The 18,653-nt window shown below is 60.8% G+C and carries 13 protein-coding genes and 2 tRNA genes; 11 read left to right on the forward strand and 4 right to left on the reverse strand.

What is annotated here, in order from left to right:
- The first annotated feature begins 1 nt into the window (after window position 1).
- The 9 genes from mutL (at window position 2) to D109_RS0119440 (ending at window position 11,591) form a co-directional block, all read left to right on the forward strand.
- A complete protein-coding gene (mutL, locus tag D109_RS0119400) occupies window positions 2–1,900 on the forward strand; it encodes a DNA mismatch repair endonuclease MutL (protein ID WP_026078086.1) in 1,899 nt (632 codons plus the stop codon).
- The gene (miaA, locus tag D109_RS0119405; protein WP_017478340.1) at window positions 1,900–2,871 is read left to right on the forward strand and encodes a tRNA (adenosine(37)-N6)-dimethylallyltransferase MiaA; all 972 of its coding nucleotides are present in this window, start codon (window positions 1,900–1,902) and stop codon (window positions 2,869–2,871) included. Before mutL ends, miaA begins: the two co-directional genes overlap by 1 nt.
- 94 nt (window positions 2,872–2,965) lie before the next feature.
- Window positions 2,966–3,229, forward strand: coding sequence for an RNA chaperone Hfq (gene hfq / locus D109_RS0119410; RefSeq protein WP_003217515.1), 264 nt, complete (start codon window positions 2,966–2,968; stop codon window positions 3,227–3,229).
- 12 nt (window positions 3,230–3,241) lie between these two features.
- Window positions 3,242–4,543, forward strand: a complete 1,302-nt coding sequence (gene hflX / locus D109_RS0119415) for a ribosome rescue GTPase HflX (RefSeq protein WP_003217514.1) — start codon at window positions 3,242–3,244, stop codon at window positions 4,541–4,543.
- Between the two features lie 96 nt (window positions 4,544–4,639).
- The gene (gene hflK, locus D109_RS0119420) at window positions 4,640–5,818 is read left to right on the forward strand and encodes an FtsH protease activity modulator HflK (protein ID WP_017478341.1); all 1,179 of its coding nucleotides are present in this window, start codon (window positions 4,640–4,642) and stop codon (window positions 5,816–5,818) included.
- A complete protein-coding gene (gene hflC / locus D109_RS0119425; RefSeq protein ID WP_017478342.1) occupies window positions 5,818–6,684 on the forward strand; it encodes a protease modulator HflC in 867 nt (288 codons plus the stop codon). The genes hflK and hflC overlap by 1 nt, the downstream gene beginning before the upstream one ends.
- 301 nt (window positions 6,685–6,985) lie before the next feature.
- Window positions 6,986–8,173 carry an ATP phosphoribosyltransferase regulatory subunit gene (locus D109_RS0119430; RefSeq protein WP_003217507.1) on the forward strand — a complete coding sequence of 396 codons (1,188 nt, stop codon included), beginning with the start codon at window positions 6,986–6,988 and terminating at the stop codon, window positions 8,171–8,173.
- Window positions 8,174–8,227: 54 nt separating this feature from the next.
- Window positions 8,228–9,517, forward strand: coding sequence for an adenylosuccinate synthase (locus D109_RS0119435; RefSeq protein WP_017478343.1), 1,290 nt, complete (start codon window positions 8,228–8,230; stop codon window positions 9,515–9,517).
- 139 nt (window positions 9,518–9,656) lie between these two features.
- On the forward strand, window positions 9,657–11,591 hold the full coding sequence (locus tag D109_RS0119440; protein WP_026078087.1) for a methyl-accepting chemotaxis protein: 1,935 nt from the start codon (window positions 9,657–9,659) through the stop codon (window positions 11,589–11,591).
- A gap of 108 nt (window positions 11,592–11,699) precedes the next feature.
- Here D109_RS0119440 and D109_RS0119445 read toward each other — a convergent pair whose 3' ends face one another.
- The 4 genes from D109_RS0119445 to D109_RS0119460 form a co-directional block, all read right to left on the reverse strand.
- Window positions 11,700–13,265 (reverse strand): iron ABC transporter permease, encoded by a 1,566-nt coding sequence (locus tag D109_RS0119445; protein ID WP_017478345.1) that lies wholly within the window; start codon window positions 13,263–13,265, stop codon window positions 11,700–11,702.
- Window positions 13,265–14,290: an extracellular solute-binding protein gene (locus D109_RS0119450; RefSeq protein ID WP_017478346.1), complete on the reverse strand. Its 1,026-nt coding sequence runs from the start codon at window positions 14,288–14,290 to the stop codon at window positions 13,265–13,267. Before D109_RS0119450 ends, D109_RS0119445 begins: the two co-directional genes overlap by 1 nt.
- A 145-nt stretch (window positions 14,291–14,435) precedes the next feature.
- A tRNA-Leu gene (locus D109_RS0119455) sits at window positions 14,436–14,522 on the reverse strand.
- Between the two features lie 173 nt (window positions 14,523–14,695).
- Window positions 14,696–14,782 (reverse strand) — tRNA-Leu (locus D109_RS0119460).
- A 224-nt stretch (window positions 14,783–15,006) separates the two neighbouring features.
- Here D109_RS0119460 and rnr point away from each other — a divergent pair.
- Both rnr and rlmB read left to right on the forward strand, forming a co-directional pair.
- The gene (rnr, locus tag D109_RS0119465; protein ID WP_017478347.1) at window positions 15,007–17,640 is read left to right on the forward strand and encodes a ribonuclease R; all 2,634 of its coding nucleotides are present in this window, start codon (window positions 15,007–15,009) and stop codon (window positions 17,638–17,640) included.
- Complete coding sequence (gene rlmB / locus D109_RS0119470) at window positions 17,637–18,392, forward strand: 23S rRNA (guanosine(2251)-2'-O)-methyltransferase RlmB (RefSeq protein WP_003217493.1); 756 nt, start codon at window positions 17,637–17,639, stop codon at window positions 18,390–18,392. Before rnr ends, rlmB begins: the two co-directional genes overlap by 4 nt.
- Window positions 18,393–18,653 lie beyond the last annotated feature (261 nt).

Below are 18,653 nucleotides of genomic sequence, written 5' to 3' on the forward strand. Positions count from 1 at the left end.
CTTGAGCAACACTTCGCGCATTGAGCTGCTAAGTCCGCGCCTCGCCAACCAGATCGCGGCGGGTGAGGTGGTCGAGCGGCCAGCGTCGGTGATCAAGGAATTGCTGGAAAACAGCATCGACTCCGGCGCCAAGCGCATCGACGTCGACGTTGAGCAGGGCGGCGTCAAGCTGCTGCGAGTGCGCGACGACGGCAGCGGGATTTCCTCCGATGACCTGCCGCTGGCTCTGGCCCGTCACGCCACCAGCAAGATTCGTGACCTGGAAGACCTTGAACGGGTGATGAGCCTCGGGTTTCGCGGTGAGGCCCTGGCTTCCATCAGCTCCGTGGCCCGCCTGACCCTGACGTCCCGCACCCGCGACGCCGACCAGGCCTGGCAAGTGGAAACCGAAGGCCGCGACATGGCGCCCCGGGTCCAGCCGGCGGCACATCCGGTGGGCACCTCGGTGGAAGTGCGCGACCTGTTCTTCAACACCCCGGCCCGGCGCAAATTCCTCAAGGCCGAAAAAACCGAATTCGATCACCTGCAGGAAGTCATCAAGCGCCTGGCCCTGGCCCGGTTTGATGTGGCTTTCCACCTGCGCCACAACGGCAAGACCATCCTCAGCCTGCACGAGGCCCATGATGATGCGGCCCGTGCCCGGCGCGTCTCGGCCATCTGCGGCGCGGGGTTCCTGGAGCAGGCGCTGCCGATCGAGATCGAGCGCAATGGCTTGCGGTTGTGGGGGTGGGTGGGGTTGCCGACGTTCTCTCGCAGCCAGGCTGACTTGCAGTACTTCTTTGTGAATGGCCGGGCGGTGCGCGACAAACTGGTGGCCCATGCGGTGCGCCAGGCGTATCGCGACGTGCTGTTCAACGGGCGGCATCCGACGTTCGTGCTGTTTTTTGAGGTCGACCCGTCGGTGGTTGACGTTAACGTGCACCCGACCAAGCACGAGGTGCGCTTCCGTGACGGTCGCATGGTCCACGATTTCCTCTATGGCACCTTGCACCGCGCCCTGGGCGATGTGCGCCCGGATGATCAACTGGCGGCGCCGATTGTCACGGCCATCGTCCGTCCTACGGGGCCGGAAGCCGGTGAGTTCGGACCTCAGGGTGAAATGAGCCTGGCAGCCAACCTGCTGCAATCGCCGCAAGCCCAGCCGAGCTATAACGCGCCTGGCTCAGGCGCTGGCGCCGGTTACCAATACCAATACACGCCGCGCCCGCAATCAGCGTTGCTGGTGGCCGAAGCCCAGGCAGCCTATCGCGAGTTTTTCGCGCCGCTGCCCGGAGCCGAGTCGGGTGCTGCCGCCTTGCCGGAAGGCCAGGGCGATGTGCCGCCGCTGGGTTACGCCCTGGCTCAGCTCAAGGGCATCTACATCCTTGCGGAAAACGCCCATGGCCTGGTGCTGGTGGACATGCATGCGGCCCACGAGCGGATCATGTACGAGCGCTTGAAGATCGCCATGGCCAGCGAAGGCCTCAGTGGCCAGCCGCTGCTGGTGCCGGAATCCCTGGCGGTCAGCCAGCGCGAGGCCGATTGTGCCGAAGAACACCTCAGCGTGTTCCAGAAGCTGGGCTTTGAGCTGCAACGCCTGGGCCCGGAAACCCTGGCGATCCGCCAGATCCCGGCTTTGCTCAAGCAAGCCGAGGCCAACCGGCTGGTGGCTGACGTACTGGCAGACTTGATGGAGTACGGCACCAGTGATCGTATCCAGGCCCATATCAATGAACTGCTCGGCACCATGGCCTGCCACGGCGCCATCCGCGCTAATCGGCGCCTGGCCCTGCCGGAAATGAACGGCTTGCTGCGGGACATGGAAAACACCGAGCGCAGCGGCCAGTGCAACCATGGCCGACCGACCTGGACTCAGATGGGCCTGGACGATCTGGACAAACTGTTCTTGCGCGGCCGTTGATGAGTGCCTTGCCCCCCGCAATCTTCCTGATGGGCCCGACGGCCGCCGGCAAGACTGACCTGGCCATCGAACTGACCAAGGTCTTGCCGTGCGAACTCATCAGTGTCGACTCTGCACTGGTTTACCGGGACATGGACATCGGCACCGCCAAACCCTCGAAAGAGCTGCTGGCCCAGTACCCGCACAGGTTGATCGACATTATCGATCCCAGTGAGAGCTATTCGGCGGCTGATTTTCGCAACGATGCCTTGGCCGCCATGGCCGATATCACTGCGCGGGGCAACATTCCGCTGCTGGTAGGCGGCACGATGCTCTATTACAAGGCTTTGCAGGAAGGCCTGGCAGACATGCCGCCGGCCGATGCCCAGGTGCGCGCCGAACTTGAAGAAGAGGCTGCGCGCCTTGGCTGGCAAGCCCTGCACGACCAGTTGGCCGCGGTGGATCCAGTTTCCGCCGCACGGATTCACCCCAATGACCCCCAGCGCCTGACGCGAGCCTTGGAAGTCTGGCGGGTCAGTGGCCAGACCATGACTGAACACAGGCTGAAACAAACTGCGCAAAGTACTGAAGCAGGCGCTTCGGGACAGTCACAATTGCCCTATACTGTGGCGAATCTGGCCATCGCTCCGGCGGATCGTCAGGTGCTGCATGAACGAATTGCACAAAGATTCACAATTATGTTGGAACAGGGGTTTGTGGAGGAGGTCGTAGCACTGCGTTCAAGAGGTGACCTGCATCCGGGGCTGCCTTCGATACGTGCTGTAGGCTACCGCCAAGTCTGGGATCATCTGGATGGCAAGCTGACGTCAGCCGAAATGCAGGAGCGCGGCATCATTGCTACGCGCCAATTGGCAAAGCGCCAGTTCACCTGGTTGCGCAGCTGGAGCGAATTGCACTGGTTGGACAGCCTGGACAGCGACAATCTGTCACGCGCCTTGAAATACTTGGGCACGGTCTCCATATTGAGCTGAGTCCTTGCAATTGCCGTCTATCCTTGGGGGTGTGACGGCCATAAGCTATCTATTTTCCGTTTTTTTATTATTGATCCTTAAAGGAGTGCGGCACATGTCAAAAGGGCATTCGCTACAAGACCCTTACTTGAATACTTTACGTAAAGAGAAAGTTGGGGTTTCCATCTATCTGGTCAACGGTATCAAGCTGCAAGGTACGATCGAGTCGTTCGACCAGTTCGTGATCCTGCTGAAAAACACCGTAAGCCAGATGGTTTACAAACACGCTATCTCGACCGTAGTGCCGGTTCGTCCGATTCGTCTGCCTAGCGCAACCGAAGAACAGGGTGACGCCGAGCCTGCACCGGGTAACGCCTGATAGGAGTCTCCTTTGTTCTTTGAGCGCCACGGTGGTGGTGAGCGAGTAATCCTCGTTCACTTGGATGGACAGGACCCTGAGGCGCGCGAAGATCCGCAGGAGTTTCAGGAATTGGCAAATTCGGCCGGCGCCGAGACCGTCGCGTTTTTTAACGTGCCGCGTCATCGGCCAACCGCCAAATTCCTGATTGGCAGCGGCAAGGTCGAGGAACTGCGCGACCTGGTCCATGCCGAAAAGGCCGATCTGGTGATTTTCAATCACATCCTCACGCCCAGTCAGGAACGTAACCTCGAACGAGTCTTCGAGTGTCGCGTGATCGACCGTACGGGTTTGATTCTCGATATTTTCGCTCAGCGCGCCCGTACCCATGAAGGCAAGCTCCAGGTAGAACTGGCCCAGCTTGACCACATGAGCACCCGGCTGGTTCGCGGCTGGACTCACCTTGAGCGTCAGGGTGGCGGTATCGGCATGCGTGGCCCGGGTGAAACCCAGCTGGAAACCGACCGGCGTCTGCTGCGGGTGCGCCTGCGACAGATCAAGGGCCGCCTGGAGAAGGTGCGCAGCCAGCGCGAACAATCGCGACGTGGCCGTATGCGTGCGGATATCCCGACCGTTTCCCTGGTGGGCTATACCAACGCCGGCAAATCCACGCTCTTCAATAACGTGACGAAATCGGACGTGTACGCGGCCGACCAACTGTTCGCGACCCTTGACCCGACCTTGCGCCGTCTGGAACTGGACGACCTGGGGCCGATTGTCCTGGCCGATACCGTGGGTTTCATTCGTCACTTGCCCCACAAGCTGGTCGAGGCATTTCGGTCTACGCTCGAAGAGTCGAGTAATTCCGACCTGCTGCTGCACGTGATCGATGCGGCCGAACCGGATCGCATGTTGCAGATTGAACAGGTCATGGTGGTACTGGGCGAGATTGGTGCCCAGGACTTGCCGATCCTCGAGGTCTATAACAAACTCGATTTGCTTGAAGGCGTTGAGCCACAAATCCAGCGCGACGAAAACGGCAAGCCCCAGCGGGTCTGGCTGTCGGCGCGTGATGGCAGTGGTCTGGAATTGCTTGAACAAGCCATTGCCGAGTTGTTGGGCAGCGATTTGTTTGTTGGCACCTTGCGCTTGCCTCAGCGTTTTGCTCGACTGCGTGCACAGTTTTTCGAGCTGGGCGCGGTACAGAAAGAAGAACACGACGAAGAAGGTGTCAGCTTGCTGGCCGTTCGATTGCCGCGCTCGGAGCTGAATCGGCTGGTCAGTCGGGAAGGTGTTGTGCCGACGGAGTTCATCGAACAACACACTTTGCAATAAAAGCCTGAGAAAGCGGTTGTGCCGCTGTGACAGGCATTCTGTAGCATTGGTCGGCGCGCCGTGGGTGCGTCTTTGCTTTATCAGATGGAGAGCGCTATGGCTTGGAATGAGCCGGGTGGCAACTCGAATAATCAGGATCCTTGGGGTGGTAAACGCCGCAATAATGGCGACCGCAAGGGGCCACCAGATCTCGACGAGGCCTTCCGAAAGCTGCAGGAAAGCCTGAATGGGTTGTTCGGTGGTGGAAAAAAACGTGGTGGTGGTGACGAAGGCGGTCGTACGAGCAAGGGCGGTGGTTACGGCCTGCTCGGCATCGGCCTCGTTGTGCTGGCGGCCGTCTGGCTGTACAGCGCCGTCTATGTGGTGGACGAGCAGGAGCAAGCCGTGGTGCTGCGCTTCGGCAAGTACTACGAGACCGTCGGCCCTGGCCTGAACATCTATTTCCCGCCGATCGACAAGAAGTACATGGAAAACGTCACGCGTGAGCGTGCCTACACCAAGCAGGGCCAGATGCTGACCGAAGACGAGAACATCGTCGAAGTGCCGCTGACCGTGCAGTACAAGATCAGCAACCTGCAGGACTTCGTGCTGAACGTCGATCAGCCGGAAATCAGCCTGCAACAAGCGACTGAAAGTGCCCTGCGCCACGTGGTGGGTTCCACCGCAATGGATCAGGTGCTGACCGAAGGTCGTGAATTGATGGCCAGCGAGATCAAGGAGCGCCTGCAACGGTTCCTCGATACCTATCGCACCGGTATCACCGTAACCCAGGTCAACATACAGAGCGCAGCTGCACCGCGCGAAGTACAGGAAGCCTTCGATGACGTGATCCGTGCCCGTGAAGACGAGCAGCGTTCGCGCAACCAGGCTGAAACCTACGCCAACGGCGTCGTGCCGGAAGCCCGTGGTCAGGCCCAGCGCATCCTTGAGGATGCCAACGGTTACCGCGACGAAGTGGTCTCCCGTGCCAAGGGTGAGGCAGATCGTTTCACCAAGCTGGTGGCCGAGTACCGCAAGGCACCGGAAGTCACTCGTGAGCGTCTGTACCTGGACACCATGCAGGAAGTCTTCAGCAACACCAGCAAGGTTCTCGTGACCGGCAGCAAGGGCGGGCAGAACAATCTGCTGTACCTGCCGCTGGACAAGATGATTGAAGGTGGTCGTAGCAGCACCAGCGCACCGGCTACCGGTTCAACTGCCGCTGCCAACGAAGCGAGCGCCCGTGCGGCCGCTGACTTGCTGCAACAGCAAACACGTACCAGGGAGAGTCGTTGATGAGCAATAAATCGCTGACCGCCCTGATTGTGGGCGTCGTCGTGGTCATCGCTGCCTGGAACTGCTTCTATATCGTGTCTCAGACCGAGCGCGCGGTGTTGCTGCAATTCGGTCGCGTGGTCCAGGCAGATGTCCAGCCGGGCCTGCATGTGAAAGTCCCCTACGTCAACCAGGTGCGCAAGTTCGACGGCCGCCTGATGACCCTGGATGCACCGACACAGCGCTTCCTGACCCTGGAAAAGAAAGCCGTGATGGTTGACGCCTACGCCAAGTGGCGCGTCAAGGATGCCGAGCGTTTCTACACCGCGACCTCCGGCCTCAAGCAGATTGCCGACGAGCGTTTGTCGCGCCGTCTGGAATCGGGCCTGCGTGACCAGTTTGGTAAGCGCACCCTGCACGAGGTGGTATCCGGTGAACGTGATGCGCTGATGGCTGACATCACGCGTTCGTTGAACACGATGGCGGAAAAAGAACTGGGCATCGAAGTGATCGATGTTCGGGTCAAGGCTATCGACCTTCCGAAGGAAGTGAATCGCAGCGTGTTCGAGCGTATGAGCACCGAGCGTGAGCGCGAGGCTCGTGAGCACCGCGCCAAGGGTAACGAACTGGCAGAAGGGATCCGTGCGGATGCCGACCGTCAGCGACGCGTACTGTTGGCAGAAGCCTATCGCGAGTCTGAAGAGGCCCGTGGTGATGGTGATGCTCAAGCCGCGTCGATCTACGCCAAGGCCTATGGCCAGGACCAGGAGTTCTACGCGTTCTACCGTAGCCTGCGTGCCTACCGTGAAAGCTTTGCGAACAAAACCGACGTCATGGTGCTGGACCCAAGTAGCGATTTCTTCCGCTACCTGGAAAAGTCCAAGTAACCCGCATGTAGTCTGAGAATCACTCCGTCGGGCGGCTAAAATGCCGGGCGGGGTGATCCTTTCAGAAAACGGGTGTATGATGCGGCAGCCGGGAAATTCCCGGCTTTTTTGCGTCTGCATGTTTGATTGTGGTTTTGCTCCGCAGGCGCCACAGGTTTTTCGAGGAAAGTGCCCGACGAGGCCGATTGTTGGTCGTTCGTCACGTCGCTCTTGCGCGTGGTTTATGCAGGGGCCGGGTATTTTCTGCTTCACTCAAGGCTCGCCCGAGGGCTGGCCGCCCGGATCATAGGGGAATGGCGTAATGGCAACGGTAGACCGCTGGCTGCTGCCAGATGGCATCGAAGAAGTACTGCCACCAGAAGCTGCACGCATTGAAATCGCGCGCCGCCAGGTGTTGGATCTGTTCCAGAGCTGGGGTTACGAGTTTGTCGTGACCCCCCATATCGAGTACCTGGAATCCCTGCTGACCGGCGCGGGCCAGGACCTGGATCTGCGCACCTTCAAGGTCATCGACCCGCAATCGGGCCGGCAAATGGGCTTTCGTGCCGACATCACGCCGCAAGTCGCGCGCATTGATGCGCACACCCTGCGTCGCGAAGGGCCGAGCCGCCTGTGCTACGCCGGCAGCGTGCTGCATGCTCAACCGCGTGCCTTGTCGTCTTCCCGTAGCCCGATCCAGCTGGGCGCCGAGTTGTATGGCGATGCCAGCCCGAGCAGCGACGTGGAAGTCATCAGCTTGATGCTGGCCATGCTGCAACTGGCCGATGTGCCGGATGTGCACATGGACCTCGGGCATGTCGGCATCTACCGCGGCCTGGCCCGTGCGGCCGGTTTGTCGGGTGAAGTGGAGCAGCAGTTGTTCGACGCCCTGCAACGCAAGGCTATTGATGAAGTGATTGCCTTGACGGCGGGCGTGCCTGCTGACCTGGCGGGCATGCTGCGTGCGCTGGTGGATCTGTGTGGCGGCCGTGAAGTACTGACCGCTGCCCGTGATCGTCTGGCGAATGCGCCGGCTGATGTATTGGCGGCCCTGGATGACGTGCTGGCGATTGCCGAGCAGTTGTCTGCGCGCTTCCCGCAGTTGCCGCTGTATTTTGATTTGGGTGAGTTGCGCGGCTACCACTACCACACCGGTGTGGTGTTCGCGGTGTTTGTCCCGGGTGTTGGCCAGGCCATTGCCCAGGGCGGTCGTTATGACGATATCGGCGCCGACTTCGGTCGTGCCCGTCCGGCGACCGGCTTTTCCACTGATTTGAAAACCCTGGTGACCCTGGGGCGTGCTGAGGTCGAACTGCCGTCTGGCGGTATCTGGATGCCCGACAGTACGGACGCAGCACTCTGGCAGCAGGTTTGCCAGTTGCGCAGTGAGGGTCAACGTGTGGTCCAGGCCTTGCCTGGGCAGCCATTGGCCGCCGCCCGTGAAGCGGACTGCGACCGGCAATTGATTCAGCAGAACGGGCTTTGGCAAGTATCGCCACTGGCTTCTTGAGTTTTCCTGCCGGCCGCTGCCGGCACCAAGTTTGCGCGAATGAGGACAAGTGTTATGGGTAAGAATGTCGTAGTCCTGGGCACCCAATGGGGTGATGAGGGCAAAGGCAAGATCGTTGATCTGCTGACCGAACATGCTGCCGCCGTAGTGCGCTACCAAGGTGGCCACAACGCTGGCCACACCCTGGTCATCGATGGCGAAAAAACCGTCTTGCACCTGATCCCGTCGGGTGTACTGCGCGAAGGCGTGCAGTGCCTGATCGGCAACGGCGTGGTGGTTGCACCTGACGCCTTGCTGCGCGAGATGACCAAGCTGGAAGAGAAAGGCGTGCCCGTGCGCGAGCGTCTGCGTATCAGCCCTTCCTGCCCGCTGATCCTGTCCTTCCACGTTGCGCTGGACCAGGCCCGTGAAAAGGCCCGTGGCGAGCTGAAGATCGGTACGACCGGTCGCGGCATCGGCCCGGCCTACGAAGACAAGGTTGCACGTCGTGGCCTGCGTGTGGGCGACCTGCTCAACATGCCGCGCTTTGAAGACAAGCTGCGTGAACTGGTGGATTACCACAACTTCATGCTGGTGGGTTACTACAAAGAGCCAGCCATCGAGTTTGAAAAGACCCTGGCTGAGTGCAAGGAATACGCTGAGCTGCTCACGCCGCTGATGCTGGACGTGACTGCCGAGTTGCACGACCTGCGTCGCGCTGGCAAAGACATCATGTTCGAAGGCGCCCAGGGTTCGTTGCTGGACATCGACCACGGCACCTACCCGTACGTCACCAGCTCCAACACCACCGCTGGTGGCGTTGCGACTGGTTCGGGCGTTGGTCCGATGTTCCTGGACTACATCCTCGGCATCACCAAGGCGTACACCACGCGTGTAGGTTCGGGGCCGTTCCCGACTGAACTCTTCGACCACGTCGGTGCGCACCTGGCCAAACAAGGTCACGAGTTCGGTGCGACTACTGGCCGTGCTCGTCGTTGTGGCTGGTTCGACGCCGTTATCCTGCGTCGTGCTATCGATGTGAACAGCATCTCGGGCATCTGCCTGACCAAGCTGGACGTACTCGACGGCCTGGAAACCATCAACATCTGCGTCGGCTACAAAGATGCAGAAGGCAAGGACGTTGCCCCAACCGACGCTGACAGCTACGTAGGCCTGCAGCCTGTGTACGAAGAAGTGCCGGGCTGGACCGAATCGACCGTGGGCGCCAAGACCCTGGAAGAACTGCCAGCCAACGCACGCGCTTACATCAAGCGCGTTGAAGAGCTGATCGGTGCGCCAATCGACATTATTTCGACGGGCCCGGACCGCAACGAGACCATCGTTCTGCGTCACCCGTTCGCTTAATAAGCTGTTGATGTAAAAAGCAAAGGGCTCCTTCGGGAGCCCTTTGTCGTTTGCGCCTGGTAAACGGCACGACCCTTGCTATGGTTCTTTCTTTCGCGGTGCTATCAAATTAATGGCACCCGTGGTGGAGGGATTCCCAGTGTCTGCCGTTCTCTCATTGTTACAAAGCCGGCTGTTGCGGCCGGTGTTCGTTACCCTAGGTATCGCTCTTTTGGTGCAAGTGCTGGTGGCCGTCGCTCTGACCCGGAGCACGGTCACCGCCCTGGAAGCCGATTTAGACAATCGGCTGGGTGTCGACAGCCAAAAGCTTTCCGGTGAACTGGCCCAGGCCGGCAAGGAAGTCACCTCGAGTCTGGACAGCCTGTCTTCCAGCACCCGCCAGCGCCTGACGGCGGGGCTTTCCACGCGCCTGCAGGATGAGCAGAAGCAACTGCGTGCGACCCTGGAAAAAGACCTGAAGGACTCCGCCAACGATATGGCGCAACTGTTGGCCTCGGTGGCGCCCCGCGCCATGTGGGACAGCGACGTGCCGACGCTGTCGGAATTTGCTCGGCGTGCCCAGCGCAATCCCAATGTGTTGTTCGTGGTCTACGACGATGCCACGGGCCAGCACCTGACGCGCTACCTGAACCGGGATAACCCGATTAACGCAGCGTTGCTCGAGAAAGGGCAGGGCGAGCGAGCCCTGGATAAGGTATTGGATGCGGCGAAAAACGATCCGGCGGTCTACTACCTCGAGGCGTCTATCAGCCCCAATGGCGTGGAAATCGGCAAGGTCATCATGGGGGTTTCGACCGCTTCGGTAGACGTTGATCTGGCGGCGCTGGATAAGCGCTTCGCCGCGTTGATCGCCAGCAGTGATCAGCTGGTGGGCGACAGCCTCAAAGGTGCCGCCGCTGACAGCGCCGCCGCCATGGGCGCGCGCTTGCAGTCGGCACAAGCCACGGCCACCCAGATGACCGCCAATACCACCAATGCCGTGCAAGAGGCGGCAGGCACCTTGCGTTGGCGCATCGGCATGGGCCTGGCGGTTGTAGGCTTTGGCGTGCTGTTGCTGATTGCTGTGGTGCTCGGCCGCCGGGTGGTCAATCGCCTGAAGCTGCTGATTGCGGCAATGGACGATCTGGCGGCAGGCGAGGGCGACCTGACCAAGCGCGTGCAGATCAACAGCCGGGACGAAATCGGCGATATGGCCTCGGCGGTCAATCGCTTTGTGGATAAGTTGCAGCCCATCGTGCGCGAAGCGGGTGATGTGGCCCAGCGTACCGGCGTGGAAATCGGCGCCATGACCCTGCGCAATGCGGGGGCCGATGCAGCCGCCGGCTTGCAGCGTGATGAGGTGGCTGAAAGTCTGCGGGCGCTGTCGCAGATGGCTGACGAGGCCCAGGCGGAAAGCCATGCGATGCAGGCGGCCTTGCAGCAGGTGGTGGATATTCGCCAGGCGACCGATGAGAACTCACGCACTTCAGCCGAGGTCGGCAGCCTGATCGAGGCGTTGGCGGGGCAGGTGCAGGCCGGGTCCAAGGTGATCGAGCGCCTGGCGCAGCAGAGCGAGCAGATTGAGGTGGTGTTGACGGTGATCCACGGGATTGCCGAGCAAACCAACCTGTTGGCACTCAACGCGGCTATTGAGGCGGCGCGAGCCGGTGAGACCGGGCGCGGGTTTGCGGTAGTGGCGGACGAGGTGCGTGCCCTGGCCAGTAAAACCCAGAGCTCTACCGGCGACATCCAGGCCCATATCGTGGCCTTGCAGCAAGGCGCCCGTGAGGCGGTAGAGACCATCGGCAAGGCCGGGCGCCAGGCCAGCGAAGGTCTGCTGGTATTGCGCGACAGCGTGCGCCTGCAGCAGTCGGTGCAGGCCTCGGTAGAGCAGGTGCATGCAGCGATTGGCCTGGCGACGCGTGCGGCTGAGCATCAGGCGCAAGGCGCGCATGCGGTGCGTGGGCGGGTGGAGATCATTCATGCCCAGGCCGAGCGAGCGGCGCAGGCGGTGGTAGAGACCACCGCCAGTGGCAAGGTGCTGGATGGGTTGGCGGCGCAGTTGAAGGCGAGCCTGGGGCAGTTCAGGGCTTGATGTTGGCTGTTCCGGCCTCATCGCAGGCAAGCCAGCTCCCACATTCGACCGAGTTCCAACTCTGGAATGCACTCAAATGTGGGAGCTGGCTTGCCTGCGATGGCGGCTTCAGCGGCTCAGATACATCCGCGTCGTAAGCAGATATACCGGCAGCCCCGACACCAGAATCAGCAGTGCTGCATAGGGCGCCGCTGCCGCGAATTCCACATTCGAGGTATGCGCCCACACGGCAGTCGCCAGGGTGTTCAATCCAGTAGGACTAAGCAGCAACGTCGCCGTCAATTCCTTCATCGCATCCAGGAACACCAGCGCAAACGCCGCGCCCAATGCCGGGAAAATAATCGGTAAAGTCACCCGGCAAAACGCACTGAACGACGACGCCCCCAGTGTTCTCGCCGCTTCTTCCAGCTGGGGGGCTGCCTTGTTCAGCGCGGTGCGGATTGGCGCCTGGGCCAGGGGCAAAAACAGTAACGCATAAGCGATCAGCAACAACGCCGACGTCTGATACAGCGCTGGCACGTAATGCAGCGCGAAGTACACCAGCGTCAGCGCAATCACCAGGCCGGGCAGGGCGTGCAGCAGGTACGGCAGGCGTTCGGCCCACAGGGCGAGCTGGCCCTTGTAGCGCACCACCAGCAAGCCCACAGGCACGGCAAACAACAGGCAAAGCGCAGCGCCGCCCAAGGACAACGCCAAGGAAGAAAGCAGCGCCTCGCCGATCTCTGCAACCGGAAATGCCGCCGAACTGCCCACTGCCAGCCAGTAACCCAGCATGCCCAGTGGAATGCCGCTGCCAATGATCGCCAGGAGCAGGCAATACAGTTGCCCCAGCGGCGCCCATTTGCCGAGCCGAACCTGCTCGGCATGCCGCGCTGCGCCCTGGCCGGTGCGCACGTGCCGGCCTTTGCCGCGTACCCGCAATTCCAGCCAGAGCAGTGTCAGGCACATCACCAGCAGCACCGCCGAGAGCATCGCCGCATTGGCGTTACTGAATTCCAGCTCGAATTGCTGATAGATCGCGGTGGTAAACGTCTGCAGGCCGATGATCGACAGCGCGCCGAACTCCACCAGCATATGCAGGGCAATCAACAGCGCCCCCGCCAGTAGCGATGGCCACAGCAACGGCAAGGTGATGCGAAAGAACACGCCCCAGCGATTCAGTCCAAGGGTGCGGGCCGATTCCTCCAGGGACGGATCAAGATTGCGCAAGGTCGCCGCCACCGGCAGAAACACCAGCGGGTATTTGGACAAGGTCATCACCAGGATCGCCCCGCCCAGCCCTTCGAAATTGGCGCTCAATGAAACCCAGGTGAAGCTGCTGACGAACGCCGGCACGGCAAACGGCAGGCACAGGATCACTCCCCAGATACGCCGTCCCGGCAGGTTGCTGCGTTCCAGCAGCCATGCCAGGGACAAGCCGATCATGCCGCAGGCCACGGTCACGCCGACCATCAGCGCCAGGGTGTTGCGCAGCAGCCCGAACACATAAGGCCGCCACAGCAAATGCACCGCCTCGGCCCAACCCGCTTGCCAGGCCTTGAGGCCGACATACGCCAGCGGCAACAGGCTCAGGCCCACCAGCAGCAGGACAGGCAGCAGCAACCAGATTGAAGGGCGTTTGCGTCTCGGCGTAAAACCCCCGCGCAAGGCGGGGGCGGGGAGCGATGGGTTCATCAGTTCAAGCCAACGTCACGTTCCAGTTCCAGGGCTTCTTCGGCGTTGCCCAGGTCGGCAGGGGTGACTTTCGGCGGTTGCAGCTCGCTGAAAGGCTTCAGGCCGCGGTTGGATTGCATGCCTTTGCGCAACGGGTATTCGGCGGAGGTGTTGGTGATCACCCGCTGGCCTTCTTCGCTGGCCATGAAGGCCAACAATTGCTGGGCTTCCTTTGGATGCTTGCTGGATTTCAGCGCCGCAGCGGCAGACACGGTGATCAGGCCGCCGGCATCACCGTCGGTGAAGTAATGCAGCTGCGAATCCAGGTTGGTTTTTTCTTTCTTCAGGGCGAACCAGTAGTAGTTGTTCACCAGGACGGTGGCGACTTCGCCATTTTCCACGGCCTTGAGCGCAACCATGTTGTTGCTGTAGACCTTGCTGAAGGCGCGCAGGCCGGTCAGCCATTCTTCAGCGGCTTCGCGACCGTGCAGCTTGATGATCGCCACGGCCTGTTCCTGGAAGGCGCCGCTGGTGGGCACGAAACCGACCTTGCCTTGCCATTCGGGGCCGGCGAAATCCAGTACCGACTTGGGCAGGTCTTTCTCGGCGATCAGTTTCGGATTGAACGCCACGACCCGGGTGCGTGCGGTCACGCCCATCCAGGCGCCGTTGGCGGCCACGTATTCCTTGGGTAGAGCGTCGAGGGTGCTGGCGTCGATGGTCGCCAGCAGGCCTTGCTCGCCGAGTTTGTTCAGCGGCGGCGATTCTTCGGTGTAGATCACGTCGGCAGGGGAGCGGTCACCTTCTTCGACGACCTGGCTGGCCAGCTGGTTGCTGCTGCCCTTGCGCACATTGACGTGGATGCCGGTCTTGGCTTCGAAGGCCTTGGCAAGTTCATCGCCGACCTCCTTGTGTTGGCCGTTGTACAAGGTCAGTGCAACCTTGTCGGCAGAATAGGCAGCGGGCGAGAGCAGGGTCAGGCCGAGCAGAGTGATGGTCAGGCCACGCAGAAGGGATGTCTTGAGACGGGTATCGCGGATCATCATCCGGGGTTTTCCTCACTTGAGTGCAACAAATCCTTACAAGGATAAACGATAAAACTTCTCAAGTGCGGACGAGGGGGGAAATCACCGGTCAGGTTTTCAAACCCCGGAAACGAAAAAACCCGCTTTCGCGGGTTTGATCTGAATTTGGTGCCCAGGAGAAGACTCGAACTTCCACGACCTTGCGATCACCAGCACCTGAAGCTGGCGTGTCTACCAATTTCACCACCTGGGCATTATCAACGCTTGCGCTGTTGATGGAGCGAACTATACGGAGGGCTTTTTGATCTGTAAACCCCTGATTCAAAAATATAAATCAAGATTCTCGTTAAAAATCAAAGGCCTGAAACGCAAAAACCCGCTTTCGCGGGTTTTTGGAGACTCAAGGCAGAACCTTGAGTTTGAAATTGGTGCCCAGGAGAAGACTCGAACTTCCACGACCTTGCGATCACCAGCACCTGAAGCTGGCGTGTCTACCAATTTCACCACCTGGGCAGCATCAACAACGTTGCCGTCGTCGATGGCGCGCACTATACGGAGGCTATTTTGAGCTGTAAAGCCCTGCCATGAAAAAAGTCTGGAATATTTCGCCGGCGGTCGCGCAAGGTGCGTTCCAGGGGCTGCAAAGTGCTTTTACGGGCTTGTCGACACCTGAAATTTCCCGTTTCAATACGCGTATGCCAAACTAACCCGCATATAGACAAGGTGAAAACTCTCTAATGGCCGATTGGCAGTCCCTCGATCCCGAGGCCGCTCGTGAAGCGGAAAAATATGAAAACCCTATTCCTAGCCGCGAACTGATCCTGGCGCACCTCGCCGATCGGGGTTCGCCTGCTAGCCGCGAGCAGTTGGTTGAAGAATTCGGTCTGACCACCGAAGACCAGCTCGAAGCCCTGCGTCGCCGCCTGCGCGCCATGGAACGCGATGCCCAGTTGATCTACACCCGCCGGGGCACCTACGCGCCGGTGGACAAGCTCGACCTGATCCTCGGTCGCATTGCCGGCCACCGTGACGGTTTCGGCTTCCTGATCCCGGATGATGGCAGCGACGACCTGTTCATGAGCCCGGCGCAAATGCGCCTGGTGTTCGATGGCGACCGTGCCCTGGCGCGCGTTTCCGGCCTCGACCGTCGCGGTCGCCGCGAAGGCGTGATCGTCGAAGTGGTGTCCCGTGCCCACGAGTCCATCGTTGGCCGTTACTTCGAAGAAGGCGGCATCGGCTTTGTCGTGCCGGATAACCCGAAGGTCCAGCAGGAAGTGCTGATCACCCCGGGCCGCAATGGCGCCGCCAAGGTTGGCCAGTTCGTCGAGGTGAAAATCACCCACTGGCCCACTGCGCGCTTCCAGCCACAGGGCGATATCGTCGAAGTGGTCGGCAACTACATGGCGCCGGGCATGGAAATCGATGTTGCGCTGCGCACCTACGATATCCCTCACGTCTGGCCTGAGGCTGTGCTCAAAGAAGCCGCCAAGCTCAAGCCGGAAGTCGAAGAAAAAGACAAAGAAAAACGCATCGACCTGCGCCATCTGCCGTTCGTCACCATTGACGGCGAAGATGCCCGCGACTTCGACGATGCGGTCTACTGCGAAGCCAAGCCAGGCAAGCTGCGCCTGTTCTCCGGCGGCTGGAAGTTGTTCGTCGCGATTGCCGACGTGTCCAGCTACGTGAAGATTGGTTCGGCCCTGGACAACGAAGCCCAGGTGCGCGGCAACTCGGTGTACTTCCCCGAGCGCGTTATCCCGATGCTGCCTGAGCAGCTGTCCAACGGCCTGTGCTCCCTGAACCCGAAAGTCGACCGTTTGGCCATGGTGTGCGAGATGACCATCTCGAAAACCGGCGAAATGACCGACTACCAGTTCTACGAAGCGGTGATCCACTCCCAGGCGCGCCTGACCTACAACAAGGTCAGCACCATCCTGGAACAGCCGAAAACCAGCGAAGCCAAAGCCCTGCGCGGTGAGTACGGCCATGTCGTGCCGCACCTCAAGCAGCTCTATGCGCTGTACAAAGTGCTGCTGGGCGCTCGTCACGTGCGTGGCGCGATCGACTTTGAAACTCAGGAAACCCGGATTGTCTTCGGTTCCGAGCGCAAGATCGCTGCGATCACCCCGACCACCCGTAATGATGCTCACAAGCTGATCGAGGAATGCATGCTGGCGGCCAACGTGGCCACTGCAGAATTCCTGAAAAAGCACGAGATTCCGGCCTTGTACCGGGTGCACGACGGCCCGCCGCCGGAGCGTCTGGAGAAGCTGCGCGCGTTCCTCGGTGAGCTCGGCCTGTCCCTGCACAAAGGCAAGGACGGCCCGACGCCGAAGGACTACCAGGCCCTGCTCGCGAGCATCAAGGACCGTCCGGATTACCACGTGATCCAGACCGTCATGCTGCGCTCCCTGAGCCAGGCGGTGTACAGCGCCGATAACCAGGGCCACTTCGGCTTGAATTACGAGGCGTACACCCACTTCACCTCGCCGATTCGCCGTTACCCGGACTTGCTCACGCACCGGGCGATCCGCAGCGTGATCCATTCCAAGCAGAACACCCCGCACGTCAAGCGCGCTGGTGCAATGACCATTCCGAAGGCACGGATCTATCCGTACGACGAAGCGGCCCTGGAACAGTTGGGCGAGCAGTGCTCCATGAGCGAGCGCCGTGCCGACGAAGCGACCCGCGACGTAGTGAATTGGCTCAAGTGCGAGTTCATGAAAGACCGCGTGGGCGAGTCGTTCCCTGGCGTGATCACCGCCGTGACCGGTTTTGGCCTGTTCGTCGAGTTGACCGACATCTACGTCGAGGGCCTGGTGCACGTCACCGCCTTGCCGGGTGACTACTACCACTTCGACCCTGTGCATCACCGCCTGGCGGGCGAGCGCACCGGTCGCAGCTTCCGTCTGGGCGACACCGTGGAAGTGCAGGTCATGCGCGTCGACCTCGACGAACGCAAGATCGACTTCGGCATGCCTGATAAACCAGCCGAGCCGACTGGCCGTAAAAAACGTGGCGGCGAAACGACTGCGCCGGCAAGCAAAGGCAAAGGTACTCCTGCGAAAGCAGCGGTCGCCGAGCCAGCGCCCGCCAAGCCTGCGCGTCGTTCGTCTGCCAAGGACAAGGCCCCGGAAGCCTATCGCCCTAGCGATGCCGCGGCGAAAAACGCCGAGCTGCGCAAGAGCCGCGAGTTGAAGCAGCAGTTGCTCAACGAAGCCAAAAGCGGTGGTAAAGCGGCGTCTGGGGGAAAGTCCCGCGAGGCGGAAAAGCCGTCGAGCAAGCCGAGTAAACACCGTAAAGGCCCGCCAAAAGCGGGTTCGGCCCCCGCGAAAAGCGGCGGGTCGCGCAAACCTAAGGCCAAGTCATGAGTCTGGAAAAAATCTACGGCGTACACGCCGTAGAAGCATTGCTGCGTCACCACCCGAAACGCGTCAAGCAGGTGTGGTTGGCAGAAGGGCGCAGTGAGCCGCGTGTTCAAGCGCTGGTCGAACTGGCCAACCAAAATAAAGTCGCCATCGGCCAGGCCGAACGTCGCGAGATGGATGTCTGGGTCGAAGGTGTTCACCAAGGCGTGGTCGCCGATGTAAGTCCGAGCCAGGTCTGGGGCGAAGCGATGCTTGACGAGCTGCTCGATCGCACCGAAGGCGCGCCGCTGTTGCTGGTGCTCGACGGCGTGACCGATCCGCACAACCTCGGCGCCTGCCTGCGTTCGGCGGATGCTGCCGGTGCGTTGGCGGTGATCGTGCCTAAAGACAAGTCGGCAACCTTGACGCCTGTGGTGCGTAAAGTCGCCTGTGGTGCGGCGGAAGTGATTCCGCTGGTGGCTGTGACCAACCTGGCGCGCACCCTGGAGAAACTCCAGCAGCGCGGCCTGTGGGTCGTGGGTACGGCAGGGGAGGCTGAGGTCAGCATTTATGACCAGGACCTCACCGGCCCGACCATCCTGATCATGGGTGCCGAAGGCAAGGGCATGCGCCGCCTGACCCGCGAGCATTGCGACTACCTGGTGCACCTGCCGATGGCCGGTAGCGTCAGCAGCCTCAACGTTTCAGTCGCAACGGGCGTCTGCCTGTTCGAAGCCCAGCGCCAGCGTGGCGCCAAGGCTAAAGCCAAGAAATAGCCAAGTCTGGCGCAAGTCAAAATGTGGGAGGGGGCTTGCTCCCGAATACGGTGTATCAGCCAGTGCATTTGGCGATTGGCACACCGCTTTCGGGAGCAAGCCCCCTCCCACATTTGTTTTTGTGGTGTATGGGGGTTGTTCAAATAATCACCAATCACCTTGCGCCCGTTCTCCCCCTTCTCTACAATTGCGCCCCTTGCCTTCATGGCAGGCACGCATGTGCCTCCCTTCGGCAAGATCCATAAGTGTCATTCACTCCTT

The sequence above is a fragment of the Pseudomonas sp. PAMC 26793 genome (genome assembly GCF_000313235.1).
Taxonomy (GTDB): Bacteria; Pseudomonadota; Gammaproteobacteria; order Pseudomonadales; family Pseudomonadaceae; genus Aquipseudomonas; species Aquipseudomonas yamanorum.

What these genes read in the sequence shown, in the direction of transcription:
- D109_RS0119435 (WP_017478343.1), top strand. Translation starts at nt 8,228, where the DNA reads ATGGGTAAGAATGTCGTAGTCCTGGGCACCCAATGGGGTGATGAGGGC.
- rnr (WP_017478347.1), top strand. Translation starts at nt 15,007, where the DNA reads ATGGCCGATTGGCAGTCCCTCGATCCCGAGGCCGCTCGTGAAGCGGAA.
- D109_RS0119430 (WP_003217507.1), top strand. Translation starts at nt 6,986, where the DNA reads ATGGCAACGGTAGACCGCTGGCTGCTGCCAGATGGCATCGAAGAAGTA.
- hfq (WP_003217515.1), top strand. Translation starts at nt 2,966, where the DNA reads ATGTCAAAAGGGCATTCGCTACAAGACCCTTACTTGAATACTTTACGT.
- hflC (WP_017478342.1), top strand. Translation starts at nt 5,818, where the DNA reads ATGAGCAATAAATCGCTGACCGCCCTGATTGTGGGCGTCGTCGTGGTC.
- rlmB (WP_003217493.1), top strand. Translation starts at nt 17,637, where the DNA reads ATGAGTCTGGAAAAAATCTACGGCGTACACGCCGTAGAAGCATTGCTG.
- miaA (WP_017478340.1), top strand. Translation starts at nt 1,900, where the DNA reads ATGAGTGCCTTGCCCCCCGCAATCTTCCTGATGGGCCCGACGGCCGCC.
- D109_RS0119450 (WP_017478346.1), bottom strand. Translation starts at nt 14,290, where the DNA reads ATGATGATCCGCGATACCCGTCTCAAGACATCCCTTCTGCGTGGCCTG.
- hflK (WP_017478341.1), top strand. Translation starts at nt 4,640, where the DNA reads ATGGCTTGGAATGAGCCGGGTGGCAACTCGAATAATCAGGATCCTTGG.
- D109_RS0119445 (WP_017478345.1), bottom strand. Translation starts at nt 13,265, where the DNA reads ATGAACCCATCGCTCCCCGCCCCCGCCTTGCGCGGGGGTTTTACGCCG.